A 26,947-nucleotide genomic window follows, 5' to 3' on the forward strand; every position below is an offset into this window, starting at 1 on the left:
CCACAGCTGAGAGGCACTCATTCCTCCCTTGAGATGCCACAACTGAGAGCACTTCTTGTTGTTTGGCGCGCCGCCCGCGAATGCGGGCGACATGATTCGAGCAGCCATTAACCACCGGGACGCTGACAAAAGGAATGTCGAAATCGACCGAGCGGTCAGAGGGCTTCCCGTAGGACTGCGAGCAATTCCGCAGTCCCAACGCCCGGAAGAATACCGCAAACTGCCGCCAGTGGCAACATGCCGAGTCTTTTGTCGACTATTCCAACAGCTTCGCCATGAGGTGATGTCCGGGCACCACCTCGGCTGAGGCTGCTCCCTGTTCGGTGTAGACGCCGCCGGGACCGTCAATTTCTGAGTCCACCATCAGGTAGGGAACCGGGTCGTCGGTATGGCTCCGCAGCGTCAGGGGCGTGGCGTGGTCGGGCAGCAGCAGCAGCCGCCACGGCCCCATTTTGTCGAGCCCGGCTACCAGTCCGTCCAGAATGCGCCGATCCCAATTTTCCAGACACTTGACTTTCTCGGCGACGTTGCCCTCGTGTCCGGCCTCGTCGCTGGCCTCCACATGGATGGCGTACAGGTCGGCGCCGGCGGCCAGCCCGTTTAGAGCTGCGTCCCGCTTGCCCTCGTAGTTCGTGTCGTACCAGGCGGTGGCCCCGGGCACGTCAGCCACGGTCATGCCGGTGAGGGCACCGATCCCCCGGACGAGGTCGACCGCGCTGACCATCCCGGCGGTTACCCCGTGCATCTTTTGGAACGAGGGCATCTCCGGCTGGAAGCCCTGTCCCCACAGCCAGATCCGATTGGCCTTCAAACCGAACCGGCTCACCACCGCCTGGGAGGCTTCTTCCAGCGCGGCCAGCTTGGGGCCCGCCGGGCCTTGGGGCCCGATAACCGGCTGATCGGAGAGTTCGTGGGGCGGAGTGCACACTGCGTCGGCCCACTCGGCCGGGGCGATCATGGTGTGGCGGTACTGGACGCCAGCGTGGAAGCTGACCTCGCCGCCGAGCTCGTCGTCCAACGCGGCGATCACCTCGGCAGCCCGGTCGGAGTCGGGGTGCCCGCCGGAGAAGTCAGCCATGATCCCTTCGTCGGTCACCGTGACCAGATTGCAGCGGTAGGCCACCTGATCGGGGGTGAGGGTGAGGCCCATCGCGGCGGCCTCGATAGGTGAGCGTCCCGTGTGGTAGCAGGCGGGGTCGTACCCGAAGATAGACATGTTCCCCACGTCGCTTCCCGCCGGCATGCCCGGGGGGATGACCTCGGCCAATCCCACCTGTCCTCGAGCGGCCAGAGCGTCGAGAACCGGGGTGTGAGCCGCCTCCAACGGCGTGGCCCCGTCGAGCTCGGGTACCGGCAGATCAGCGCACCCGTCGGGTATGCACACGACGTACTTCACGACGCCCGATTCTGCCAGATCATCTTGGGTCGACGGCTATTGGGAGCCATGACCCGAGCAGAGGGCGACGTGGGCTTTCACCGCCGATAGGTCGTTGGGCAGTAGTTCGCAGCGTTCAGGGCGTTCGGCCAACTCGGCCAGGGCGGGCGGCATCGTTGGGCATTGGCCGATAGCTGCCTCCACCGCGTCGCCGAACTTGGCCGGGTGGGCGGTGGCTAGCACCACTATCGGCCCTTCTGCGTCGCGGCGGGATCGGCGGGCAGCGGCCAGGCCTACCGCGGTGTGGGGGTCGATGACCATGCCGGTTTCGCGGTGGATATCGGCGATGGTGGAGGTGGTCTCGGCATCGTCCACCCGAACCCCACGCCATTCCCGGTGCAGATCGGCCGAGATTCGGGCGTCGATCTGCATCTCGCCCGTTTGGCGGAAGTCCTCCAGCGTCTTCGCCGTACGGACCCCGTCGCGATCCAGCAACTCGAACAGCAGTCGTTCGAGGTTGGACGACACCTGGATGTCCATGCTCGGCGACAGCGTCGGGTGCACCTCGGTTATGGCCATCGATCCGGTGGTGAAGAACTGGGTCAAGATGTCGTTGCGGTTGCTGGCCACGATGAACCGATCGATGGCCAGGCCCATCTGGCGGGCGACGTGGCCGGCCAGCACGTTGCCAAAGTTCCCGGTGGGCACCGAGAAGGACACCTGTTCCAAGCCGTACCGGGTAACGGCGGCCACGTAGTACACGGTTTGGGCCATGACCCGGGCCCAGTTGATGGAATTGGCCGCCGACAGCCGGTGCTCGGCTCGGAAGGCGGCATCGGAGAACATGGCCTTCACCAGGTCTTGGCAGTCGTCGAACGTTCCCTCGATGGCCACGCAGTGGACGTTGGCGCTGTCCACGGTGGTCATTTGTCGCCGTTGTATCTCCGAGATCCGACCATGGGGGTGCAAGAAAACGATCTCGATGTTCTCCCGGTCGCGCACCGCCTCGATGGCCGCCGACCCGGTGTCGCCCGACGTGGCCCCCACGATGGTCACCCGCTCGCCCCGACGGGTCAGCTCCTCGTCGAACAGCCGCCCCACCAACTGGAGGGCGACGTCTTTGAAGGCCAGCGTCGGGCCGTGGAACAGCTCCATGAGCCACAGCCCGTCGCCCAACTCCACCATGGGCACCACCTCGGGGTGATCGAACCCCGCGTAGGCGTCCCGCACCAGCTCGTTGAACCGGTTACGGGGATAGGCACCGTCCACAAACGGCCACATCACCTCGGCGGCCAGGTCGGCGTAGTCGCCCCGGCCCGGGTTTCCGCTCAGCGCCTCGGGCGACAGTGCAGGCCAGCGGTCGGGCATATAGAGCCCTCCGTCATCGGCCAACCCGGCCAGCAACACATCGCCGAATTCCAAAGTCGGCGCCCGACCCCGGGTGCTGATGTATTTCACTGGCTGATCACTCGCAGCAACGCAGGCACGCCCCGCACCGCATCCAGCTCCCGCAGGTCTCCCAGCGTGGCCTGCACATCACGCTCGGTGGCCTCGTGGGTGATGAATACGAGCCTGGCCTGGTCGCCCAGTCCCTCCTGCTCCATGGATCGGATGCTCACCCCGTGGCGTCCGAACACCCCGGCCACCGCGGCCAGCACGCCCGGCCGGTCAAGCACCTCCATGTTGATGTAGTACTCCGACTCCAGATCGTCGATGGGGCAGATCACCGCCTCCCCCAGGGTGCCGATCGGCGTCCAAGTTCCCCGGCACCGGTTGCTGGCTGCGTCGATGAGGTCGCCTAGCACCGCGCTGGCGGTGGGCCGCCCGCCGGCGCCCCGGCCATACAGCATCAGCTCCCCGACGGCGTCGCCCTCCACGAACACTGCGTTGAAGGAGTCCCGTACCGAGGCCAGAGGGTGGTCCACCGGCACCATGGCCGGGTGTACCCGTACGGCAAGCTCGGGCTTGCCCTCAACCTGGCCGACCCGCTCGGCAATGGCCAACAGCTTGACCACATATCCCAGCCGCTGGGCATGGGCGATGTCGGCGGCGCCGATGCCGGAGATGCCTTCCCGGTTCACGCTTCCGGCCAGCACCCGAGCACCGAAGGCCACCGTGGCGATGATGGACGCCTTGGCGGCGGCGTCGAACCCCTCCACGTCGGCTGTGGGATCGCGCTCGGCAAACCCCAGCGACTGCGCGTCGGCCAGGGCGTCGTGGTAGCTGGTGCCGTGCTCGGTCATCTGGCTCAAGATGTAGTTGGTGGTGCCGTTGACGATGCCCATCACCCGGCGGACCGGCTCCGCGGCCAAGGACTCCCGCAGAGGACGGATGAGGGGGATTCCTCCGCCGACCGCGGCCTCGAAAAGAAGGTCCACCCCGGCAGCGTCGGCCGCGGCATACAGCTCGGCGCCATAGTTGGCCAGAAGTTCCTTGTTGCCGGTGACCACCGGCTTGCCCAGCTTCAGTGCACTCGAGACCAACTCGCGGGCTGGCTCGATTCCTCCGATCAGCTCCACCACCACATCCACTTTGGGATCATTCACCACCGAGGAGGCGTCGGTGGTCAGCACCCCGTCGGCCAAGACCACGTCGCGGTCGCGCGACGCGCTGCGTACCGCTACTCGCACCACGTCCAGTTCCATGCCGGTACGCTCCGCGATGGCCGACCGCTGCTCCTCAAGCAGCCCGACCAACGCCGAGCCAACGTTTCCACACCCCAGAACGCCCACGCCGATTTGCGTCTTCGAAGAATCGCTCACCTTCTCCACCGTACCGGCTGAGCCTGGCCCAACTGGCGAGATTTCTCCCACCCAAAAGTTTTCATTGATTTTCCGTCTAAACAATATATTTTAAGTACGACATGTCGTCCTACGAGCTGTTCTCCTTAGCGGCTGACCTGCGTCAACAGGCCGCGTCGTGCGAACTGGTTCGAGCCGATGTCGACCGTATCTGGTACGGGCTGGATCACGTGCTCGACGGGCCAGTGGCCCGCCACGAACCCGCAGTGTGGCTTTCGGCCACCGCCGACGCCAGCCGCCTCCGGCTCCGGCACCAGCACGCCCATCTGGTTCGGCTGCGCTACGAGATCGAGCAGGTAAGCCGTCGACTCCAAGCCCGAGCCGACGAATTGCACGCCGATGCGGCCCGGGTGGAGCAGGCGGCGGAGGCCGCGCGGAGAGAGGAAGCCCGTGAACTGGAGCTGCAAGCAAGCTATTTTCGATAGGCATCGCGCCCGACCGATCCCAGCCGATCCCGGTGCTGTTGCAACACCACAGCAGCGACGAGTACCGGCCTGTGGCTTGGTCCAAGCGTGATCGGTGGGCCGTAGGGCGAGCAGTGTCTCGGGCAGAGGCCGCCGGTGACGCGCTTCGCCATCAGTTCCAGTACGCGGTTAGTCGACTGGGGACCGCAACCGCGCTGCGGGCCATCGATGAGGCCTGGGGCGGGGGCTATTACCTTGTCGACCCGCAGGCCGAGACCGATCCAGAAGCCGCCGACGAGGCGTTCGGCGGCGATGAGCTCGTAATCGACGTTCAGACGCATTACATCGCTCGCCATCGGGCCCAGGCGCCCGGTGTCGAGGGAATCATGTGGTTCATCCGCAACGTGGCCCCTGACCGCTGGGAGGGGCTTGACCCGGAGATCCATCTCGACCTCGGCAACTACCTGCGTCACATCTTTCTGGAGAGCGAGACCGCAGCCGCAGTACTCACCTGCACGCCCGGCGACGACGACCACAGCATCCTCACCAATCCCGAGGTCGCTGCGACCCGCGAGCTGATCGATCGGTTGGCCGGTACCGGCCGCCTGATCAATCACTCGATCGTCCATCCCAACGCACCGGGTGAGTTGGATCGGCTGGGGTCGCTGATTGAGCACAACAGGCCGTCGGGCTGGAAGGTCTACACCATCCAAGGGTGGGGGGATCAGCCGGGGTGGCGGCTCGATGACGAGGAGTCCGGACTGCCGTTCTTGGAGAGCAGCCGAGAGCTGGGGGTGGGCATCGTTTGCGCTCACAAAGGGCTGAGCGCCTTGGCGCCCGCTGGGTCGCCGGCCGACATCGGCCCGGCCGCGGCCAGCTTCCCCGACATCAACTTCCTTGTGTACCACTCAGGGTATGAAACGCCGGTTGACGACGAAGAAGAAGGCCCCTATGACGATAGCGAACCTGCTGGCACCGACCGCCTGATCAAGAGTCTGGCCGATGCTGGAATCGGGCCCGGTGGCAACGTCTACGCCGAACTGGGGAGCACCTGGTTTGTGCTGGTGCGTCGGCCCCGGGAGGCAGCCCATGTACTCGGGAAGCTGCTAAAGGCGGTCGGCGAGGACAACGTGCTGTGGGGCAGCGATTCGATTTGGTACGGGTCGCCTCAACCCCTAATCGACGCCTTTCGGGCCTTTCAGATACCGGAGGAGTTGCGCCAACTTCACGGATACCCGGAGCTCACCCCCCGCATCAAGGAGAAGATACTCGGGCTGAACGCGGCCCGGGTCTACGGGATCGATCCGGATCTGACCCGGAGTCGGGTCGCGGCCGATGATCTCTCATGGGTCAAGGCCGCCTTCGATGAATACATGGCTAAATAATAAGTTTCAGTAAATATCTTGATATTTCCAGTTTGAGAAGCTATCAAGATAGTCCCGCCTGATCTGCCCGAGGGATCAGCCAACCGAAAGGCCCCGCCATGTCTGTGCTCACCATGAACACCGAAGAGATGGACCACCTCCAGCAGCAATTCACTGCGTTCGCCGGACAGGTGGAAGACCTCCGCACCCGCCTGACCGCCACCTTGGAGGGCACCACCTGGACGGGCAGCCGTTCCGAGCGATTCCGCGGCGCCTGGCACGAGCAATGGTCGCCCTCGCTCGGGCAGTTGCAAGAAGCGCTTACCGAACTGGCCACCTCGATCAGCCTTGAGCGCCAGAACACCATCGCGGCGCTCGACTCGGTCTGATGGCGCCGACTGCCGTCGGCCTCGCCTGAGTCCGCAGCCAGCCCCGCACTGTCAGAGCGGCCTGTGCGCCTGCTGTATGACGGGCCAGAAGGCACCCGGGAGGTGAGCATTGCCGGCGGTCTGATGACCGATGTCGGAGAGCTGGCCGAGGTGCTGGGCCTTCCTGCACCAGTCACCGGGCTTTGGGTAGGCGACCAGTGGATGGAAGCCGGCCGCGGGCTTGACGAGGCCGGGGTGGCCGACGGCGTCCGCGTGGGCGTGCGTCCTGGTTCAGCACCCGATCAGCCGGGGTGGACTCTCGAAGTGGTGGGCGGGCTCTGCGCCGGCGAACGCCGTCCGATTCCCACCAAGGGGTTGAGCTTGGGTCGCTCGCCCGACGCCGACGTCACCTTGCTCCACGTCGGGCTCAGGCCCCGCCATGCCCATGTGGAGGGACGGGACGGACGGTTCTTCGCCCTGGTAGGCGACAATGAGCCGACCGCGTTGGAGAACACCGTGCCGCTGCGGTTGGGCGGTGTGTTGATCCAAGCCTCCAATGCTCTCGACGACCGGCCGACCCGCTTGGCCGCCATCGTCGGGCGCACCGCCTCGGGAAGGATCGCCTTCAACCGCCCTCCCCGACCACTGCCTCCCCCGCGGCCCGAAGCACTCCCAACCCCAGGCGAAGAACCGCGGCGGTCGCCCCGGTCGTTTTCGTTCGGATGGGCTGCCCTGGCCGGGCCGCTGCTGATCGGAGTGTTGATGGCTGTGCTCTATAGCCCCTATATGGCGCTGTTCGCCCTACTCAGCCCTTTGATGATGGGCGCCAATTGGTTCGACAACCGCCGCCGCGACCGCACCGAGCGCCGACGATCCCGAAGTCGGTCGCAGGCGTCGCTAACTGAATTCCAAGCAGCAGCCGAGGCTGCTCACGGCGCGGAGACCCGCCGCCGACGCGATCAGCATCCCCATCTCGCGGAAGCAATCAGGCGAATCCGCCAACCCAGTGTTCGGCTCTGGGAGCGAAGGCCCGCCCACGACGACTTTCTGTTGCTGGTTGCCGCCCACGGTCCGGTGCCCTTTGATCCCGAACTGGCCATCGACGGTCCGCAGCCCGCCATCGAGGCAACCGCGATGCTCGATCAGCTCGGTCCGATCCCCGACTCCCCCATCGCCGTGGATCTTGGTCCGGGCAAGCTGCTCGGCTTGGTGGGTCCCCGCCGCGCCACCACCGCCATAGCCCGCAGTCTGCTCATCCAAGCGGTCGCCCATCACGGACCGGCCGATATGGCGGTGCTGGTGGCCGCCGATGAAGTCTCCGCGCCAGCTTGGACGTGGACTGCCTGGCTCCCCCACACCACCCACTCCGCCGTCGGACGGCCGCGGCTAATCGCCGAACACCGTACGGCCGCGGCAGAGATCGCCGGGGAGTTGGCCGAAGCCTGGGATCGCAGGGGTGAGGGCCACTGGCCACATCTGCTGGTAGTGGCCGACGGGGAGAGTCTGGCCACCGGGAGGACACCACCGCTGCGCTCTCTACTTCAGGGTTCGGCTGGGCCGGTCTCGGCCATAGTGCTGGCCACCAGCGTGGACCAACTGCCCGCTACAGCCACGGCGGTCGTCGAAGCCCGCGAGGCGTCCGGCTCAGTCGATCTGTCCCAAACGGGCGAGTCGTTCTGTTCAGTGCTGGCCTCCGGGATGAGCTTGAGCCTGGCCCGGGATACCGCCCGCGGCTTGGCCCGATATGAAGACCCCGAGCAGCACGGCGCCAATTCCGGCATTCCCAACCATTCATCGCTGTTCGACCTCCTCGGATTGCCCGCCGCCGATGGCTCGGACCCATCGGCTGACTTGTTGGCGCTGTCGAAAGCGATCGCCAGCCGCTGGCAGGACAACGGGCAGGCCGACTGCCTGGTTGCTCCCATTGGGGCCGATGGCCACGGACCCCTCACGGCCGACCTGGTAGCCGACGGCCCCCATGCCCTCGTAGGCGGCACCACAGGATCGGGAAAAAGCGAATTGCTGCGCACACTGGTGGCATCGTTGGCGGCTAGCTACTCGCCTGAACGCGTCAACTTCGTCTTGGTGGACTACAAAGGCGGCAGCGCGTTCGACGCCTGCGCCTCCCTGCCCCACGTGGTGGGATTGGTGACCGATCTTGACGACCGGCTGGCCGAGCGGGCTTTGCGTTGTTTGGAAGCCGAGCTTCGCTACCGCGAACAAGTGCTGCGAGACCGGGGTGCCACAAACCTGGCCCACTACTGGTCATTGGCCCAGAGCGAGAACGAAGGACCCTGGCCACCATTGGCCCGCCTGATAGTGGTCATCGACGAGTTCGCCGCCCTGGCTGCCGAGTTGCCCGGTTTCATGGATGCCCTGGTGAATGTGGCCCAGCGAGGCCGCAGCCTGGGCATGCACCTAGTGCTGGCCACGCAGCGCCCTTCGGGGGCCGTAAGCGCCAACATCCGCACCAACACCGCGCTGCGAATCGCCCTGCGGGTGTTGGACCCCGCCGATTCGACCGACGTGCTTGACAGTCCCGAGGCCGCGTCAATCGGTCGGCACCAACCCGGTCGGGCCTACGCCCGATTCGGTCCCGGAGAGCTGGTGGAGTTCCAGTGCGCCCTGATCACCGGGGTAACCGCCGCTAAGCGGGGCATCCGGGTCGTTCCTGCTCCCGACGGAATCCCGAACTTGGAACCCACGGAAGATCCCGAGGGAGAGGCCCCCGATGACCTGTCCCGCCTCGCCGCGGCCGCGATCTCCGCTTGGGATGGCTGGGGTGGCCTGCCGCCCCGACGGCCCTGGCCCGACCCCCTGCCGACAACAGTATCGCTCAACTCTCTATCTGCCGAGGCTGGCCCGCGCGTTGTGTTCGCCCTGGCCGACGACCCCAACCAGCAGACCCAATGCCCATTGGAGTGGGACCCCGATCAGGGCAATGTCATCTTCGCGGGCAACCCAGGCAGCGGCACCACCACCGCCCTGGCGACGCTGGGCATCTCCTTGGCCATCCGCTACCCGCCAGCCGATTGTCACCTCTACGCCATCGATTCCGGATCCGGTCAGCTCGCCCCCCTGATGGCCCTGCCCCACAGCGGCGCCGTGGTGGGCCCCGATGAGCGCGACCGAATCCGGAGGTTAGTCCGTCGACTGGAAGACGAACTCGACCAACGGCTGGCCCAAAGCCGGGGCTCTTCGGATTCCACCCCTCCGCTCGTGCTGACCTTGGTCGACAACTGGGGCGGCCTGGCCAAGAGCCTGGACAACGTGGCCGACCACGCTTTGTTGGCCTCACTGGAGCGGGTGTGGGCCGAGGGCCCGTCTGTCGGCCTCTTTGTGGCCACAGCCGCCGACCAACTGTCCAAAGTGAGCCGGGCCGTTCAAGCCGCCACCCCCCAGACCTTCGTGTTCCGCTTGGGCGACCCCGCGCTCTACCGCCAATGGGGAGTGAGCGTGGAAGATCCGGCAACCTTGCCTCCCGGTCGGGGATTCGCCGTCCCGTCGGGTATCGAGCTACAAGTCGCAGTTCCCGACGGTGGGCTGGCCGACGCGGCAGCCGCAGTAGCCGCCGCTTGCCCCCAGTCTGGCGGCCCGTCACCGGTGGAGAGCCTGCCTTCAGTGGTCGACCCCGCCCTCCTGGACCAGCCCCGTCTGGAGGGTTCCCCGTGGTACCTCCCGCTGGGGTTGAGCGACGACGCGCTGGCCGCGGCTGGCCTCACCCTCTACCCCGGCGAGCACGCCCTCATTTTGGGACCAGCCCGGTCGGGGCGAACCTCGGCTCTTTCCTTGCTGGCCCAGGTGGGGTCCGAAGCTGGAGCGAGGGTGGTCGCATTCGCCCCTGGGGGGTCTCAGCTGGTCAATTGTGCCGGCATCGACCTTGTAGCCGTCGACCCACCTGTGCTGCTTACCGCGACGAGCGAGAACGACCATCCCACGTTGGTGCTCATCGACGACGCCGAAACGGTCCCCGACCCTGACGGCACCCTCAAATCACTGGCCGCTGACTGCCGCCCCGGCCTGCACATCGTTGCCGCGGGCCGCGCCGACCGCCTTCGCACTGCCTACGGCCACTGGACCGCCGAGGTCCGCTTCTCCCGCACGGGGGTCCTTCTCCAACCCACCCCCCTAGACGGCGATCTGTTCACCATCCAACTCCCCACCCGCCCCACCCTTCCGACGATCCCCGGCCGCGGCTACCTAATCCAAAACGGCCACCCCACCATCATCCAGGTCGCCGCAGCGAGAACCGAGGTGACTGGCTAAACGTCGTTGCGGAGGAGGTCCTCGTAGGTCTCGCGGCGGACGACTAGGCGGGCGTCGCCGTTGCGGGCGAACACCACGGCGGGGCGGAGGACCTTGTTGTAGTTGGAGCCCATGGAATGGCCGTAGGCGCCGGTTACCGGGGTAGCCAAGATGTCGCCCACCGCGATGTCGCTGGGTACCCGGCCGTCTCGCACCAAGAGGTCGCCCGACTCGCAGTGCTTGCCCACCACCCGCACGTTCTTGTCTCGGTCGCGATCGGTGGCTCGGGGCAAAAAAGTTTCATAACCGCTGCCGTACAGCACCGGGCGGGGGTTGTCGCTCATGCCGCCGTCGACCGAGACATAGGTGCGAATGCCCGATAGCTCCTTGATGGTGCCCACTTCATAGAGCGTCACCGCGGCAGCCGCCACCAGGGCTCGGCCAGGCTCCACGCTCACCGGAGCGGTGAAGCCGGCTGACACGCAGGCCTCGGCAATGGCCGCGGCCCATTCAGTGATGGTGGGCGCCGATTCCCCCTCCACGTAGGCCACGCCCAAGCCGCCTCCCAGTGATAGCTCGGGCAGGCCGTAGGGCTGGGCGAATCCGGCGATCACCTCGACGGCCTGCTGGAAGGAACGCAGCTCGAACACCTGGCTGCCGATGTGGGCGTGCAGGCCCACCAGCTCCATGGAGTCGGCCTCCTGGGCCCGGCGGATGGCGGCATCGGCCAGTCCGGTTGAGGCGGTGAAGCCGAACTTGGTGTCGTCCACCCCGGTGGTGACGTACTCGTGGGTGTGGGCCTCCACTCCGGGGGTGATCCGCAGAAGCACTCTCGGGCGGGCGCCGGTGGTGGCGTGAAGGGCGTCGAGGCGATCGAGCTCGTCGAACGAGTCCACCACGATGCGGCCCACCCCGGCTTCGACCGCAGCAGCGAGTTCATCAGCCGACTTGTTGTTGCCGTGCATCACCAGCCGATCCCCGGGCACGTTCGCGGCCTGGGCCACGTGCAGCTCTCCGCCGGTGGCCACGTCCAGGTCGAGACCCTCCTCGTGAACTAGACGGGCCATGGCCAGGCACAAGAACGCCTTGGAGGCGTAGGCCACCGACCCATCGAACTCGGCTCGGGCTTGGCGACACCGATCCCGCATGTGGGCTTCGTCGTAGACAAACAGCGGGGTGCCGAATTCCCCGGCCAGGTCAAGCACATCGCAGCCGGCGATGGACAGTCGCCCCTCGGGTCCCACCGAGGCGTTGTCAGGCAGTAGGTGTTGGGGCAAAGACGACACAACCAGCCCCCTACATCGACTCGGGGGCGCTCACGCCGAGGGTGCCGAGGCCGACGGCCAGGCCCACCCGGGCGGCGTCGATCAGCACCAGGCGGGCCTGGGTCAGCTCGGGGGTGATTCCGGTGCCCACCACGTAGCAGTCGTGGTAGAAGCTGTGGACTGCGGCGGCAAAGTCCCGCAGCCATGTAGTCATGCGATGGGGGGCCCGTTCTTCAGCGGCGGCGGCGATCACCTCGCCCAGCGTGGAAAGCTGTCGCATTATCTCCAGCTCCCGCTCGTGGACCAGCAGGCTCAAGTCCACCTCGCCGATGCTCTGGCGCACCACCCCATCGGCCTGGGCCCGGGCCGCGATAGAGCACACCCGGGCATGGGCCATCTGCACATAAAACACCGGGTTCTCCATCACCTGGGCCGCGGCCTTGGCCAGGTCAAAAGTTGGCGCGGTATCCATCGACTGGAGCAGATAGGTGAACCGGGTGGCGTCGGCGCCCACCTCGTCGATCACGTCGCGCAGCTCGATGAGGTCGCCGGTGCGCTTGGAAAGCCGCACCTCTTCGCCTTCGCGCTCCAGGCGCACCAGCTGGGTCACCACCACCTCCAGACTGGCAGGGTCGCAGCCCAGAGCAGCCATAGCCGCCTTCATTCGAGCCACATACCCGTGGTGGTCGGCCCCCCACACGTTGATCAGCAGGCCACCGTGGCCAGCCCGGTCGAGCTTGTCGCGGTGATAGGCGATGTCGGGCAGCAGGTAGGTGTACTCCCCATCAGACTTGATGAGCACCCGATCTTTGTCGTCGCCGTGGTCGCGGGCGCGCAGCCACAAGGCCCCGTCGGCCTCATATGAGGCTCCCGCCTCGTCTAGCGCCACCAGCGTGTCGTCGATGGCCCCGGAGTCCACCAGCGCCTGCTCGCTGAACCAGGTGTCGAACGCGACCGCCATTGAGCCCAGAACGTCCCGCTGGTCGGCCAACGCCCGCTCCCTCCCCCACTGGCGTGCATCGGCATCTGCGGGTATCTCCGAAGCCCATTCGGCGATGTACTGACCGTTGTATCCGTCCTCGGGGACCGGCTCACCGGCCCGGAGGGCGGCAAGGGAAGCGCCGTAGAGCTCCATCTGAGTGCCCCGGTCATTGATGTAGAACTCCCGCTGCACGCTGTAGCCGCACCACTCCAACAGCCGAGCCACTGCGTCGCCGTAGGCCGCTCCCCGGCCGTGCCCAGCGTGAACCGGCCCGGTGGGGTTGGCGCTCACGAACTCCACAATGACCGTGCGGCCCTCACCGAGGCTTTGGCGCCCGTAGCCGTCGACACCGGCAGCCACCGCATCGGCGACCACGCTGTGCAGCCAGCTCGGGGCCAGCTTGAAGTTGACGAACCCGGGCCCGGCCACGCTCACCTCGGCCACATGCTCAGGCCGGTTCTCCTCCAGCCAGGCGGCCAGCTCGGCCGCTAGCTCCCGAGGATTACGCCCCGCCCCCTTCGCGATGGCCAGCGCGGCGTTGGACGACCAGTCCCCATGCTCGCGCCGCGCCGGTCGCTCCAACCCCACCGAGAAGTCGGCAGGCAGGTCGATCCCCGCGGCCGCGAGCGCGGCGCACAGGGCGTCAGAAAGGGAGGTGCGGATGTCGGCCATGAACTGAGACATGGTACCGATGCCCTGCTAGGTATACTCACCCAGTTACTGCCCACGTAGCTCAGGGGATAGAGCACTTGCCTCCGGAGCAAGGGGCCGCAGGTTCGAATCCTGCCGTGGGCGCTTTTTGAGCCCTCTTGTCGATTGGCCGTTTTGGTCACCCGCTCTCGTCCCAGTGCTCGTACCACCTGGGCCAGGCCCCGTTCCACAGCAAATCGCGCAGCTGGTCTGCCCGGCACGCCCGAGCCTCTTCGACTGTGTGACCTCGATGGCGCATCTCGTCCCAGAACGCCGCGTCGTCCCACCACAGGCCCTGCTCTATCCACGCGTCTACTCCGTCGTAGCCGACCTGTGCGCATTTGTCAGAGCGCTCCCCATAGGCAGCAGCCAAGCCCATCAAACCGACCAGCAGGACAGATATGACCACGGCCGCGGCCACAAGCGCCCTGATCCTGTGGGCCCGCTTCATGCAGCCAGTTTACCGGTCTACTCGCTACTTCTGAGACTCGCATTGGAGCGGGGATAGCAGTTCCTGAGCCATCACGCCATACTTTCCGCCATGGAGATCAACGGCATCTGCAAGCCTGAGTTCGCGCCGGTGCGCGACGCGTTCGAGGCGAACTTCGCTGAGGGGTTGGAGTTGGGCGCGTCCGCGGCGGTGACCGTGGACGGCGAGTTCGTGGTGGACATCTGGGCCGGCGATGCCGACACCACCGGCGCCCCGTGGCAGCGCGACACGATCGTCAATGTCTACTCGACGACCAAGACGATGGCCGCGATATGCATGTTGATGCTGGCGGACCGGGGCGAGCTGGAGTTCGACGCCCCGGTGGCGCGGTACTGGCCCGAGTTCGCCGCCAATGGCAAAGAGGGCGTGCTGGTGGGCCATGTGATGGCTCACACCGCGGGGCTGCCGGGCTTTGACCCGCCCATCACCGTTGAGCAGCTCTATGACCTCGAGGCTGCGGCCGCCAACCTCGCGGCCCAGGCGCCGTGGTGGGAGCCGGGCACCGCGTCGGGCTATCACCCCGTGACCCAGGGCACCCTGTTGGGCGAGATCCTTTATCGGGCCACCGGCCGGCGCATGGCCGAGTGGTTTCGCACCGAGGTGGCCCAACCGCTCGGGGCCGACTTCTGGATGAGTCTGCCCGCGTCCGAGGACCACCGAGTGTCGGACCTGGTGAGGCCGGCGACCCCACAGACGCTCACCGTCGGCGGCGAGGAGGTCGAGGTCGACGAGTTGGCGGTGCGCGCCTCTTTGAGCGTTCACACCACCGGCGACGAGCCCGCCACCCGCGAGTGGCGGGCCGCGGAGCTTCCCGCTTCCGGCGGGTTCGGCAATGCCCGCTCGGTGGCCCGCATCCACGCCGCGCTGGCTTGCGGGGGTGCCCTCTCCGGGGTCCGGCTGCTGTCCGAGGCTGGCGCCCGACGCGCCCTGGAGGAGCAGACCGACGGTATCGACCAGGTCTTCGGCGTGCGGCTGCGCCACGGTCTCGGCTTCGGACTCCAGATCGGCGACCTCTCCTTCGCTGCGGGCCAGATGTTCTGGGGCGGCCTGGGCGGCTCGCTGGCCGTGATCGACCTCGACACCCGGGCCAGCGTCGCCTACGTGATGAACCGCATGGCGCCGGACGCCCTGGGCGACCCCCGCGGCACCCGGATCATCCAGGCGGCCCTCACCAGCCTGTAGGCGCCTGGCCCGACGGCGGGGACCTCGTGGCGAGTCAGGTCATGGGCGGAGAGCGAGCCGGACCGCGGCCGCGTCACGGATCGCGTTCGGGAAGATCCAGTCGACAGTGTCATGGCCGTCGATCCCAACTCCGTGAGAGAACTCGATGGTCCACGTCTGCGGTGCACCGCGGTCGCAGATCAACTCCACCTGATCGGCAATCTGTTCCGCCAAGTCCTCTGGTTTGACGTCTGGTTCGACCGTTCGCATCTGGACATGAACGTGCGTCACCCGCTCGCCCAGCACATCTAGCGCCTCCACCAACCCCGGGTCCCGGCTCGGGTTGACATGGACGGTTGCTTGCAGCCGGTCGGCCCCGCCGACGCTCTCGAACATGCGCAGCGCCACCGAGGGAGTCTCGGCCAGCGTGTTGCGATGGCACTCGCAGATGAGCCGGACCCCAGTCGGAACGGCGGCGTCGAAGCGGGCGAGGCGCGCCGTGAACTCGGCTTCCATCTCCGGGTCGGCGCCGACGTTGTACTTGACCCCGGTGGCGCCAAACCGCTCAACCCAACGGGCCGCCCTGTCGCGGTATTTGTCGCTTTCGGGATCCCAGCTCGCGTAGCTGTTGAACACCATCACCGGCACCGGGGCAGCATCCAGCGCGGCCAAATCCTCATCGTCCACCGAGCGGGCGTGTCGCTCCCACAACTCGAGCCCGTCGAACCCCGCGCCGTCAAGCAGCGGAACCCAGTCCTTCGGCAACGACACCGGCATGCCGCCGTGGACTGCGAGCCCCCAGCGATTGGGTTCAATATTGACGGTGCCCAACAGGACGCGGGGCTCAAGGACGCCCATGTTCGTCACGTGCTGCGGTCGAATCGGTCGAGGTCGAACTGGTACAGCACCGGTTCTCCCCGTTGGAAGCGGTCAATCTGGTCGACCACTAGCTGCTGCATCGGGCTCAGCCCCGGACGCTTCGGCCACCGGGCGGAGCTGATTTGGTGAAACGTGAACATCACATTGTCGGCAGCCCGAAGGGGGTGCTCAGGATCGAGGCGTTCAGGGGCCAACACGTCAAGTCCAGCCCGGAGACGTCCCGATGCCAGCTCGGCGAAGAGCGCCTCCTGATCGAAAATCTCCCCCCTCGCGGTATTCACGACCATCGCGCCATCCACCAGCCGGGCTAGGCATTCACGGTCAAGCGAAGAACGAGTCTCAGCCGAATGCCCGGCGTGGACAACTAACGCTTCGGCAAAGTCGCACAGATCGAGCAGGGAATCCGCCCGATCCACATCGTCGGGGAATTCGGCGACGTAGGGATCGAAGGCCATCATGCGGGCACCGAACGGGCGGAGCAGATCGACGAAACGACGGCCTACATAGCCGAGGCCGTAAATTCCGACGCGGAGCCCATGAATGGACCCGATTCGGCCGTCCTCGATCCCCCACTCGCCGCCCCTTTGCGCGCCGCCAAACCGAGGCAGCTCTTTCAGGCCCGCCAACAACAATGCCATGGCGCCCTCGGCCACACCGTCGCTGGCCAGCGGACCCCAGTTCGACACCACGATCCCGGCTTCGATCAATTGGCGTGGAACGGTGTGGCGAATCGTGCCCGAGTAGCTGCACACGTACCGCAGCGCGCCCGGGTCGTCGGCCAGCGCGGTGGGCAGGCCGTAGGAGTCCCAACCTACGATGGCCACATCGTGCGCTCGGACAAGGGAGGCCATGTCCTCGTCAGCGAGTGGGCCGGTACGCTCTCGCATCGTGAGGTCGCCCTGCGCGGCCAATGCTGCGACAAACTCATCGGTCCACACCTCGCGGTTTCGCGGTCCCCCCGCGATGTGCACCAACCTGACCATCGCCCTCCTCCCCCGTTGCCCGCTTGCCAATGCGGCAGAAATTCTAATCGCTCGCATTGCGGCCAACTCCTTTTTGGTTGAAGCCCTCGACAACCTCCGCTGCGGGAGCGGCGTCCTAAGCGCGACCGTCGCCGAGGTTGATTGCGATGACGCTGCGGGTGAGGACGTCGGTGAAGGCCTTGCGCTCGGCCGGGGTGGCGTCGGGGTGGCGTCGGGCGAAGTCGGCGAGGCCGTGCAGCAACAGCACCGCGGTGAGGGTCAGGCGGTGTCCGAGATCGGCCGTCTGCGTTTCGTCCACCAGGTTGACGAGGGCACGAGCCACCCGCCGAATGCCGGGTCTCGGCTCGGCGGAATTCTTACTGCCCCCTGCGCTCGCCAGCGCGTTTCGTATCAGGTCGGTATCGCTGGGGAGTCGTGCTGCGCCCACGAGCTGGGCCCGAATCCTGATGTAGCAGCGGCCCGACTCATCATCCAGCAGGGAGGCTAGGGGCCGAACGAGCGCCTCGATGAGCGCCTCGAGCCCCGGCTGCTCCCCGAGTTCGTCGAGCATCTCGTCTCGGAGAGCATCGAGGCGGGCCTGATGCTGCTCCAAGATCGCCTGAAGGAGCCCGGCCTTGTTGCCGAAGTGGTATTGCACGGCCGAGCTGTTGCGTTGGCCGGCTTCCTTGACGATGTCGCCCACCGGCACCGCATCGACGCCTCGCTCGGCAAAGAGGCGCTCAGCCACCGCAATGAGTGCTTCACGGGCGGGTTCGGGCGACCGGGGCATCAGGCGTGAGGATAACGAGCCGACATCAGCCTCTCACCACCGCGCCCCCGCCACGGCCAGAGATTGGGGCCCGCGGTGCTACGAGTCGAGTCCGGAGTAGAACTGGAGCGCCCACTGCCGGCCGACGCGGATGTTGCGCTCGACGGCGGTCACCAGCGGCTTGGGCTCGTAGCGCTTGTTCTCCCAAATGACGATGTCCTGGCTGATGCCGTCGGCGAAGCTGGCGACGAGGCCCGACAAGGCGGCCTCCCCCAACGACTTGGGCATGGTGAACCACCACGTCATATGAACGTTCTCCTCGTCGGTGGGCAGGAGCGACTGGCCGATGCGTATCGAGTCGCCGATCGAGATGAGGGTGCAGCCGAGGCCGAAGTTCTCAATGGTGAAGTTGCCGTTGGAGTTATGCCGGTAGGTCCCGTCCACCACCATCTCGGTGCTAGGCAGCGGGGGCGCCCCGTGCACGTACTTGAAGTGCTGCACGTCGAACTCGCCCTCGGAGAACTCCTGGACGATGGTGGCCACCTCGAAGCGGAGCACCTGGTAGGGCTGCCAGTCCGGGTCCTCGAACTCGGGGAAGTAGGGCACGTCGTAGAACGGCTCGCCGCCCTCAAGGTGGTGCCACGCCCAGATCATCTGGTCGCGCTCGATGATCGGATAGGTGCGTATCTTCGCCTTGGCGGGAATCGCCTTGCCCTCGGCGTAGGGGATGTCGATGCAGCGGCCGTCACCGTCGAATTGCCAGCCGTGGAACGGGCACCGCATGCCTTCGCCGTCCACCCGGCCTCCCACCCCGATATTGGCGCCCAAGTGGGGGCAGTAGGCGTCCATGAGCCGGGCCTCGCCGCTCTCGGACCGGAACAAAACGAGGTCTTTGCCGAAGGCGTAGATGTTCTTGTGCTCCCCCGGGGCGAGCTCACTGCACTCCTCCACCACGAACCAGCCGTTGGGGATCGGGAACGGATAGCGCTTCTGGCCAGCGCCTTCTCGGGAGATCCGAACCCGTCGGCTCAAGTCGGCCACCGAGGCCGGGTCTGACCGCATGGGCCCGACCTCGAACAACGCGTCCTCCATGCCCGGTCGGGCCCCGTATCCGGGCTCGTTTACGATAGTGCTCATCGGTCGACCTCCTGGAGGCCCGGCATTGGGTGCCACCGGGCCTGCCCCTTGTCTCGATCCTTGCTAATGTATCAAGATTACTAAGAAGTGGCCATAGCGGACGGAGCCGATGAGCATCACCGATGAGCAGCCGACGCATTCCCTGCCGGATCTGGAAGAGATCCGGCACCGGTACCGCAGCGAGCGCGACAAGCGCTTGAGGCCAGACGGCCCCGACCAGTACATCCAGGTTAAGGGGTCATTCGCCCACTACATGGACGACCCCTGGGCCGATGTCGAATTCACCCGCGAGCCGCTCCACGATGAGGTTGACGTTCTCGTCGTCGGCGGAGGACTCGGCGGCCTGGTGGCCGGGGCGCGGTTGCGCCAGCAGGGCATAGACAGCATCCGATTCGTCGAGCCGGCATCCGACTTCGGTGGAACCTGGTACTGGAACCGGTACCCGGGCATCTCCTGTGATGTCGAGTCGTACATCTATCTCCCCCTGCTGGAGGAAGTGGGCTACGTGCCGAAACGCAAGTACTCCTACGGCCAGGAGATCCTCGAGCACTGCCAGGCGATCGCCCGCCAGTTCGACCTCTACCGTGACGCCTGCTTCCAGACCCGGGTCACCGAGCTGCGATGGGACGGTGCCTCGCGCTGGATCGTCGAGACCGACCGCGGCGATGAGATAAAGGCCCGGTACGTGTGCCTCGCGCTCGGCCAGCTGAGCAAGCCCAAGCTGCCGGGGATTCCCGGCATCGAGGACTTCGAGGGCCATTCGTTCCACACCTGCCGTTGGGACTTCAACTACACGGGTGGCGACCAGGAGGGGAACCTCACCGGTCTGAGCGGCAAGCGGGTCGGGGTGATCGGTACCGGCGCGAGCAGCGTGCAGGTGGTGCCCCACATCGCCGAGTGGGCGGAGCACCTCTTCGTGTTCCAGCGGACCCCCTCGTCGGTCGACATCAAGCACAACCCGGAGACCGACCCCGAATGGGCCCGGTCGCTGTCACCGGGTTGGCACCAGCACCGTCGCGAGAACTTCAACGCCCTAGTGTCCGGCGTCCCCCAGGAGGAGAATCTGGTCGACGACGGCTGGACCGACCTGATCGGCAACCTTGTCAGGCTCTTTCGGGACGGCGACGGCGTCGACCTGTCGCCCGAGGGCATCCAGCGGGCCGTCGAACTGGCCGACCTCCAGAAGATGGAGCAGATCAGGGCCCGCGTCGACGAGCTGGTCGACGATCCCGAGACCGCCGAACTTCTCAAGCCCTACTATCGGCAATTCTGCAAGCGACCCTGCATCGACAACAACTACCTGCCCACTTTCAATCGCCCGAATGTGACCCTCGTCGATACCTCCGGAAAGGGCGTTGATCGCATCACGGCGACCGGCGTCGTGGCCGGCGGGCGGGAGTACGAGGTGGACTGCCTGATCTACGCCAGCGGATTCGAGGTTGGAACCCCGCTTTCGCAGCGAGGAGGATTCGAGATCATCGGCAACGGCGGCGAGACGCTCATGGAGAAGTGGGCCGACGGCCTTCGCACGTTGCACGGCATGCACATGCACGGTTTCCCCAACCTGTTCCTCATGTCCATCGGCCAGTCGGCCAACACCGTGAACTACACCCACATACTCGACGAACAGGCCATCCACCTGGCTTACATCGTGGCCCGCGCCCGCCAGCTCGGTGCGGCGATGGTGGAGGCCACCGCCGAGGCCGAGGGCGACTGGGTAGCCGCCTGCCGCGAGAAGGCCACCGACCGCGGGTTCTTCGAAGACTGCACCCCCGGGTACTACAACAACGAGGGCCAGGCGCGTAACAGCCAGAACGGTCCCTACGGCGTGGGCCCGGGAACCATCGAGTTCCTCCAGCTTCTGGGCGACTGGCGCGCCGCGGATGAGCTGGCCGGCTTGGAATTGCGCGCCGAGCAAACCTGCCGGGGGGAGTCATGACGACCGACCAAGCCAGCATCGAGGCGGTGGCCGATCGGTTCTTCGCCGTGTACGCCGCGGCCGACGAAGAAGGCATCCGCGAGGTCCTCGCCGACGACTTCGAGGGATGGAGCAGCTCCTTCGGAGGCCGAGACCTCACCGTCGACTCCCTGGTCACCGGGGCCAAGTGGGAGGCCGAGAACGTTGACATCGCGCTCGACGAAGTGCGCCGCCATGTCACCGACCACGGCTTCGTGCGCCAGTTCGTTATCCGCTTGGCTGACGCCGAGGGCAATCCGATCGAGATTCCGGGGTGCCTGGTGGCCCTGGTCGCCGACGGGCGGATCACCCGATTCGACGAGTACCTGATTGTGCCGACCGCGGGACAGGAGTGACCCGCCTGAACCATCCGTGAGCCACGAAGAGGAGCCCACCTCATGACCGATTCAGCAAACACCCCCGAACCGGCGGGAGAGCAGAGCCTCCTGCGCCGTCTGCGCTGGTACCTCGCCATCGCGGTGGTAGCCGCCGTCGTGATCATCGTGCTGATCGTGTCCGGTGGCGGCTCCGATGACGACGATGGCGACGACACCACGGGCGACACCACCCCCCCGGCGGCCGAAGAAGTTGCTGATGACGAACCGATGGACGACGCACCAACGGTTGGCGATGACCCCGCGGGTGACGCTGCGCCCTCGGCGTCCGACGAGCCCGAGGACACCGGCGCGATTGACGACGACGCCCCCGCAGCAACGGTTGACGAACCCGAATCCACCGACGACGATACCGCCGCCGCCGCTGAGCCCACCGAGCCGCCCGAGCCCGAGTTCCCGGGCATCGGGTCCGACGCAGCGCTGGCCAACCCGCACTGCGACCCGGAGACCGGGAGGATCCGAGTTCCCCTCGTGGACGCACCGCCGTGCGTCCTTGAGTGGCCTGAGGGGGCCGACAACGGCGGAAACACGGCCCCGGGCGTTACCGCCGATGAGATCGTCATGGTGGTGCGGGTGGACTCCGGCCAAACGGAGTTCGTCAACGACACCGGCAGCATCCCCCGCGGCTGGCTCGACGGCGCTGACATCTTCAATCAGAACTTCGAGTTCTGGGGCCGCCAGGTTCGACTCGAGTTCATCGATGCCAGCGGATCAACCGAGGTGGCCCAGAGGGCCGACGCCACCCAGGCCGTGAACGACTTCCAGCCGTTCCTGGCCGTCGACGCCACCACCACCGGCGAGGGGAAAGCCATATTCGAGGCTGAGATGGCGGCCCGAGGAGTGATCGTGTGGAGCACGGGCGTCTCCTGGCAGGAAACCCAGGACCAGCCCGGCTTCCGCTGGTCGGCGTTGGCCGACGACCGGGTGACGATGCTCCACGTGGCCGAGTACATCGGCAAGCGCGTCGCCGATTACCCAGTGCAGTGGGCCGGCGACGACGACATGATCGGCGAGCCCCGCCGGATCGGGATGATCTACACCGACCGGTGGAGCAGGGACTTCATGGAAGACCAAGCCGCCCAGAATGGCTTCGAGCTGGTGGAAGCGGTGAGCTACGACGAGGGCGCCGAGAATACGCAGCGACAGGAGAGAGCCCGGGTGATCGCCGCCCGGATGAAGGATGCCGGCGTAACCACGGTGATCGCCGGGACCGACAACCTGTTCACCAGGACGATGACCGCGGCGGCAACCGAGCAGCAGTGGTTCCCAGAGTGGATCATCACCGGCTACAGCGGCCACGACACGGCCTTCTTCGCCCGGGGCTACGACCAGGAGCAGTGGGCCCACGCCTTCGGGCCGGGTCCAATCGGATTGAGCGTTGCCGACCAGCCCAACTCGCTGGCGGCGTTGTTCGAGTGGCACCACGGTCGAGAGCCAGTCTCGCTATCCGAGAGGTTCTCCCTTTCGACCCTGAAGCCGCCGATGGCCTGCCTCCATGCGGCCGGACCCAATCTCACCCCCGAGAGCTTCACCGAGGGCTGCTTCGCGCTGCCCCCGTCGCTCGGAGCCTACTGCGACTGCGTGACCAGCCCAGGCGCAGCCTATGGCGATGGCAGGCTTCCCTGGACCGATTACACCGGCTTCGATGACATGACCGAGAAGTGGTGGGATCCCGCGTACGAGCGCACCACGGCGTCTGGGCGCGTTGTGGTCGGCGAATACATGAAGGTCGACGACGGGCGCCGCTACGCAGTCGGCGAGTGGACCGAACAGCAGCCAAGAGTGTTCGATCCGGATGCGGCCATCGGCATCCTCTACGAGTTTCCCCCCAACGACACGCCGCCGAGCTACGAGCGCTAGGGGGAGGCGATGCCAGATCGCTCGATAGCAGAGCGCGACCCTCCGAGGTAGGAGGCGATCACCGCAGGGTGCTCCAAGACCTCGTCCGCCGCCCCCTCGGCCACTTTGGCGCCGAGGTCGAGGGCCACCATCCGGTCGCAGATCGAGGCCAGCACCGCCATGTCGTGATCGATCACGAGCAGGCTGGCGCCGGTGTTGTCGCGGATCTGGGCCAACATCGGCCCGAGCGCCTCGGCCTCCCGTTGGGCGATGCCCGAGGAGGGCTCGTCGAAGAGGATCACCCGGGGCGCGCCCACCGTTTGACAGGCGAGATCGACAATCCGCCGGGTTCCGGTGGACAGCTCCGACACGAACTTCTCGCGGTAGGCGTCGAGCCCGAGCATCCCGATCAGCTCGTCTACGCGGTGCTGGAGGCGGTCCTCGGCCCGGCGGACGTCGGGGAAGCCGAGGGCGGCGGCCACCGGATCGCGGGTGGCCATGGTCTGATCGAGGGCCACCTTCAACACGTCCTCCACGGTTAGTGACCCGAACAGCCGGGAGTCCTGGAACGAGTGCCCGAGCCCCAGGAGGGCCCGACGATGGGGCGAGAGGTGGGTGATGTCGCGCCCATCAAGTAGCACCCTTCCCTCGTCGGGGGTTTGGAGGCCTGAGATCAGCTCGAACACCGTGGTCTTCCCCGCGCCGTTGGGCCCGATGAGGCCCACGATCTCTCCTTCGCCCACACCAAGCGATACCTGATCCACCGCACGGTTGCCGGCGAACGACTTGGACAGTCCCTCGATTTCGAGCCGCGGCGTGGCGGTGGCATCGATCGAGGCCCGGGCTGGCCGGGGTTGCTGCGCGGCGCGCGCCGTGGCCCCGCCCAAGAACACCGATCGGAGGACGTCGTCTCGCTCCAGCAGGTCGCTCGTGGGTCCCCGGAAACGGACCTCGCCCTTCTCCATGAAGAACGCGGTCTCCGCGATGGCCAGCGCGACGTTTACGGATTGCTCGACTACCACGATTGTGACCCCGTCGTCGTTCAAGGTCCGCACCACGTCGAGGAGATGCTCCACCACCACGGGGGCAAGGCCCAAGGACAGCTCGTCGATGAGGAGGACTTGGGGCTTGGTCATGAGCGCCATCGCCACGCCGAGCATGTGCTGTTGGCCGCCGGACAGGTTGGCGGCTGGCTCGTTCAGCTTCTCCCCAAGGCCCGGGAACACTTCGAGCACGCGGGCGGTCTCCCGCTCCATGTGCTGTTTGTCCCGGCGGTGCAGCCATCCGCCCAGGGCGATGTTCTCGGCAACGGTGAGGGCGCCGAACACTCCCCGGCCCCCGGGGACTTGGGCGATTCCGAGCGCGGCGATCCGGTGGGGCGCCATCGTGGTGATGTCGGCTCCCTTGAACGACACCGACCCCCGGCTGGGGACAGTGAGACCGGAGACGGCCCGCAGCACGGTGGACTTTCCCGCGCCGTTGGTTCCCAGCAGCGCCACGAAGTCGCCCTCGTCGACCTCGAGGTTGACGCCGAACAGCACCTGCACTGGTCCGTACGACACGTCGATCGACCGGACGCTCAACAGCGAGCCGTCGTGATCGTCTCCGACGATGATGTCGGGGAACGAGAAGTAGTCGGTGGGCGGCGCCGGCTTGCTCGGCAGATAGCGGAACACGCCCTCGGCGTCTCGTCGAGGCGACCTCACCATGGCAACCGGTTCGGGATATTCGACCCCGGCGGCCTCGCCAGGTGCCTCGGGGTCGTCGGTGCGGTAGTCGGCGAACAGGCTCGGAACCGGGATCTGCCGGCGGAAGGCCGCGATGGCCAGCAGACGCCGGCGGATCTCGTAGAGCAGCCCGCCGAGGCCCTCGCGCAAGAACATCAGCACCACCAGCAGGCCGGTGCCACTGCTGGCGAACAACCACATCGGCCGGATGTCGGCGGGAAGGTTGTCACTGAAATACTCGGTACCCTGCAAGAACACCGCGCCGAGGATCGCCCCCGACACCGACCCGAGGCCGCCGATGACCACCATCGTGAGGACCCGGATGCTCTCCGCCGGCGAGAACGAACCCTGGCCCAACGCCTGCTGGTGCAGGGTGAACAGCCCCCCGGCCAGCGACGCGTAGAAACCCGAGATGGCGAAGGCCATCAGCTTGGTCCGGGTCAGGTTCACGCCGAACGCCTGGGCGTTGTCCTCGTTGTCGCGGGCCGCCCGGAGGACCCGCCCCGTGCGGGTTGTCTCCAGCCGCCCCACGGTCCAGATCACGGCGAGGAGCGCGGCGAGGCACACGTAGTAGAAGGTGTGTTCGCTCGACACATCGATCCTCCCGAGGAGGGGCAGTCGGGTGACCCGCTCGCTGATGTTGTCGGGAAGGAATGTGAACCGGTCCTCGTCGAGGAGGAACGACGCCGTAGCCACCGAGAAGGCCAGTGTGGTCACCGCGAGAAAGAGCCCGCGGATGCGCAGGGCCGGTAGTCCGACGATCACCGAGGCCACCGCCCCAACCACCCCGGCCAGCATCAGAGTCAGGGTGAGGTCCCACTGATAGTGGAAGTTCACCACTGCCGCGGTGGCCGCGCCGATGGCGACGAAGCCCATTTGGCCGAGGCTGATCTCTCCAGACCAGCCGGTGAGGATCACCATGCTCACCGCGATGACCCCGTAGATCATGACCGCCGAAGCGAAGTTGGTGTCGGTGTCGCCCAGCGCGGTCGGCAGCCACAGCAACAAGCCGATCATTGCCAGCTTGGCCACCCACCCACCCCATTGCACCTCCGGCAGCGAGGCCAGTTGGCGAGGGACTTTCTTCACCGACGCAGCCTCCACCCATGACCCCTCGGCTTGGGCTTCGGCTCGTCCCCGGGCGCGCCGCTGGAACAACAGAACAACGACGACGATCACGAACAGCGCCGGGTCGATCAGCTCTGCGGTGTCCTCGTTCCAGATGATGGCCGTCTCCAGCACGCCGAGAAAGGTGGCGCCGACGAACATCACCGAGTAGTTCTCCATCCGCCCCATCACCGCCACGGCGAGCGCCCGCAGGAGGATCGCCGGTCCAAAGGCAGGTCCGAGCGGTAGCCCGAACATCCCCGCCCGCAGCACCATGGCCACCGCGGCCAGCACCGCGGCGATGATCCACACCACGTTCTGGGTTCCCCGCACGTCGATGCCCACCAGCGAGGCGCGGTCCCGACTCTGGGCACTGGCTCTCACCGCGGTGCCCACGTCGGTCCGGTTGAGGAAGGCAATGAGGCCGAAGATCGCCAAAGGCACGATGATCATGGCCAACAGGTCGTTGACGGTGAAGACGATCGGATCGATCTCGAAGGTGAAGTCGATGGGAGGGTTGAATCTCGGGAAGCGCAGAAGCGCCAACCCATCCTCGTCGCTAAACAGCGTCGGGACGTAGAAGCCGATGCCGAGCAACAGCTGGGCGAGCCCGATGGTGGCGACGCTGAGAATGATGCGCGGGGCCTTCCAGAACCGGCGGATCACCAGAAACTCCACCGCTGAGCCCAGCGCCATGGCGACCACGATCGTGACCGGGAGCACCACGAAGTACGGCCAGTCCCAGTCCCTCAGCAGCGAAAGCCCAACCGTGGCCGGCACCACGCCCAGGTCGGCCTGGGCGAAATTGATGACCCCGTTCGTCTTGTAAACCAGCGACAGCCCGAACGCGAGCAAAGCGGTCAGCGAGCCCACGACCACGCCCTGCACAATCACCCCCGGCGGCGTAGGCCAGATGAACTGGAGCACCCCCAGCGCCGCCCCCCAGATCAGAGCAAGCTGCCCGTGGCGCACGACCGCGTGCGAGCTCAACCGAACTCCCCCCGGCCGCCGAGCAAGGGGCCCGCGCCCG

At 66.6% G+C, this 26,947-nt stretch carries 19 protein-coding genes and 1 tRNA gene; 9 read left to right on the top strand and 11 right to left on the bottom strand.

The window, feature by feature from the left end:
• Positions 1-256: 256 nt before the first annotated feature.
• Genes apgM through ACOGJC_RS17525 form a run of 3 tightly spaced genes read right to left on the bottom strand, consistent with a single transcriptional unit; the run spans position 257 to position 4,137 of the window.
• The gene (gene apgM / locus ACOGJC_RS17515; RefSeq protein WP_419846277.1) at positions 257-1,396 is read right to left on the bottom strand and encodes a 2,3-bisphosphoglycerate-independent phosphoglycerate mutase; all 1,140 of its coding nucleotides are present in this window, start codon (positions 1,394-1,396) and stop codon (positions 257-259) included.
• Positions 1,397-1,432: 36 nt separating this feature from the next.
• Positions 1,433-2,833 (bottom strand): threonine synthase, encoded by a 1,401-nt coding sequence (gene thrC / locus ACOGJC_RS17520; RefSeq protein ID WP_419846278.1) that lies wholly within the window; start codon positions 2,831-2,833, stop codon positions 1,433-1,435.
• Positions 2,830-4,137 carry a homoserine dehydrogenase gene (locus ACOGJC_RS17525; protein ID WP_419846279.1) on the bottom strand — a complete coding sequence of 436 codons (1,308 nt, stop codon included), beginning with the start codon at positions 4,135-4,137 and terminating at the stop codon, positions 2,830-2,832. The genes thrC and ACOGJC_RS17525 overlap by 4 nt, the downstream gene beginning before the upstream one ends.
• Before the next feature lie 101 nt (positions 4,138-4,238).
• Between ACOGJC_RS17525 and ACOGJC_RS17530 the strand changes: the two genes are divergently transcribed.
• From ACOGJC_RS17530 to ACOGJC_RS17545, 4 genes are all read left to right on the top strand, one after another.
• Positions 4,239-4,601 carry a hypothetical protein gene (locus ACOGJC_RS17530; protein WP_419846280.1) on the top strand — a complete coding sequence of 121 codons (363 nt, stop codon included), beginning with the start codon at positions 4,239-4,241 and terminating at the stop codon, positions 4,599-4,601.
• A gap of 113 nt (positions 4,602-4,714) precedes the next feature.
• Positions 4,715-5,965, top strand: a complete 1,251-nt coding sequence (locus tag ACOGJC_RS17535; RefSeq protein WP_419846281.1) for an amidohydrolase family protein — start codon at positions 4,715-4,717, stop codon at positions 5,963-5,965.
• Positions 5,966-6,063: 98 nt separating this feature from the next.
• Positions 6,064-6,333: a WXG100 family type VII secretion target gene (locus tag ACOGJC_RS17540; RefSeq protein WP_419846282.1), complete on the top strand. Its 270-nt coding sequence runs from the start codon at positions 6,064-6,066 to the stop codon at positions 6,331-6,333.
• Positions 6,334-6,396: 63 nt separating this feature from the next.
• Complete coding sequence (locus ACOGJC_RS17545; RefSeq protein ID WP_419846283.1) at positions 6,397-10,578, top strand: FtsK/SpoIIIE domain-containing protein; 4,182 nt, start codon at positions 6,397-6,399, stop codon at positions 10,576-10,578.
• On the opposite strand, the gene lysA is transcribed toward ACOGJC_RS17545, so the two are convergent.
• Both lysA and ACOGJC_RS17555 read right to left on the bottom strand, forming a co-directional pair.
• Positions 10,575-11,843 (bottom strand): diaminopimelate decarboxylase, encoded by a 1,269-nt coding sequence (gene lysA, locus ACOGJC_RS17550; RefSeq protein WP_419846284.1) that lies wholly within the window; start codon positions 11,841-11,843, stop codon positions 10,575-10,577. The two genes, ACOGJC_RS17545 and lysA, sit on opposite strands and share 4 nt — an antisense overlap.
• A gap of 10 nt (positions 11,844-11,853) precedes the next feature.
• Entirely contained in the window at positions 11,854-13,488 is a 1,635-nt protein-coding gene (locus ACOGJC_RS17555) for an arginine--tRNA ligase (RefSeq protein ID WP_419846285.1), read from the bottom strand.
• A gap of 38 nt (positions 13,489-13,526) precedes the next feature.
• Between ACOGJC_RS17555 and ACOGJC_RS17560 the strand changes: the two genes are divergently transcribed.
• Positions 13,527-13,599: transfer RNA gene (locus ACOGJC_RS17560), tRNA-Arg, on the top strand.
• 34 nt (positions 13,600-13,633) lie between these two features.
• On the opposite strand, the gene ACOGJC_RS17565 is transcribed toward ACOGJC_RS17560, so the two are convergent.
• A complete protein-coding gene (locus tag ACOGJC_RS17565; RefSeq protein ID WP_419846286.1) occupies positions 13,634-13,945 on the bottom strand; it encodes a hypothetical protein in 312 nt (103 codons plus the stop codon).
• A 90-nt stretch (positions 13,946-14,035) separates the two neighbouring features.
• On the opposite strand from ACOGJC_RS17565, the gene ACOGJC_RS17570 reads away from it, so the two are divergent.
• Complete coding sequence (locus ACOGJC_RS17570; protein WP_419846287.1) at positions 14,036-15,166, top strand: serine hydrolase domain-containing protein; 1,131 nt, start codon at positions 14,036-14,038, stop codon at positions 15,164-15,166.
• Positions 15,167-15,205: 39 nt separating this feature from the next.
• Here ACOGJC_RS17570 and ACOGJC_RS17575 read toward each other — a convergent pair whose 3' ends face one another.
• From ACOGJC_RS17575 to ACOGJC_RS17590, 4 genes are all read right to left on the bottom strand, one after another.
• Positions 15,206-16,003, bottom strand: coding sequence for a sugar phosphate isomerase/epimerase family protein (locus ACOGJC_RS17575; protein WP_419846288.1), 798 nt, complete (start codon positions 16,001-16,003; stop codon positions 15,206-15,208).
• Positions 16,004-16,008: 5 nt separating this feature from the next.
• The gene (locus tag ACOGJC_RS17580) at positions 16,009-17,007 is read right to left on the bottom strand and encodes an NAD(P)-dependent oxidoreductase (protein ID WP_419846289.1); all 999 of its coding nucleotides are present in this window, start codon (positions 17,005-17,007) and stop codon (positions 16,009-16,011) included.
• Positions 17,008-17,122: 115 nt separating this feature from the next.
• Positions 17,123-17,776 (bottom strand): TetR/AcrR family transcriptional regulator, encoded by a 654-nt coding sequence (locus tag ACOGJC_RS17585; RefSeq protein WP_419846290.1) that lies wholly within the window; start codon positions 17,774-17,776, stop codon positions 17,123-17,125.
• A gap of 78 nt (positions 17,777-17,854) precedes the next feature.
• Positions 17,855-18,892, bottom strand: coding sequence for a Rieske 2Fe-2S domain-containing protein (locus ACOGJC_RS17590; RefSeq protein WP_419846291.1), 1,038 nt, complete (start codon positions 18,890-18,892; stop codon positions 17,855-17,857).
• Between the two features lie 109 nt (positions 18,893-19,001).
• On the opposite strand from ACOGJC_RS17590, the gene ACOGJC_RS17595 reads away from it, so the two are divergent.
• The 3 genes from ACOGJC_RS17595 to ACOGJC_RS17605 are packed head-to-tail and all read left to right on the top strand — an operon-like array spanning position 19,002 to position 23,104.
• A complete protein-coding gene (locus ACOGJC_RS17595; RefSeq protein ID WP_419846292.1) occupies positions 19,002-20,831 on the top strand; it encodes a flavin-containing monooxygenase in 1,830 nt (609 codons plus the stop codon).
• Entirely contained in the window at positions 20,828-21,205 is a 378-nt protein-coding gene (locus tag ACOGJC_RS17600) for a hypothetical protein (protein ID WP_419846293.1), read from the top strand. Before ACOGJC_RS17595 ends, ACOGJC_RS17600 begins: the two co-directional genes overlap by 4 nt.
• Before the next feature lie 42 nt (positions 21,206-21,247).
• A complete protein-coding gene (locus tag ACOGJC_RS17605) occupies positions 21,248-23,104 on the top strand; it encodes a hypothetical protein (protein ID WP_419846294.1) in 1,857 nt (618 codons plus the stop codon).
• On the opposite strand, the gene ACOGJC_RS17610 is transcribed toward ACOGJC_RS17605, so the two are convergent.
• Positions 23,101-26,907 (bottom strand): ABC transporter permease subunit, encoded by a 3,807-nt coding sequence (locus tag ACOGJC_RS17610; RefSeq protein WP_419846295.1) that lies wholly within the window; start codon positions 26,905-26,907, stop codon positions 23,101-23,103. The two genes, ACOGJC_RS17605 and ACOGJC_RS17610, sit on opposite strands and share 4 nt — an antisense overlap.
• Between the last annotated feature and the right edge of the window lie 40 nt (positions 26,908-26,947).

The sequence above is a fragment of the Candidatus Poriferisocius sp. genome, from assembly GCF_965204015.1.
GTDB lineage: Bacteria > Actinomycetota > Acidimicrobiia > Acidimicrobiales > Bin134 > Poriferisocius.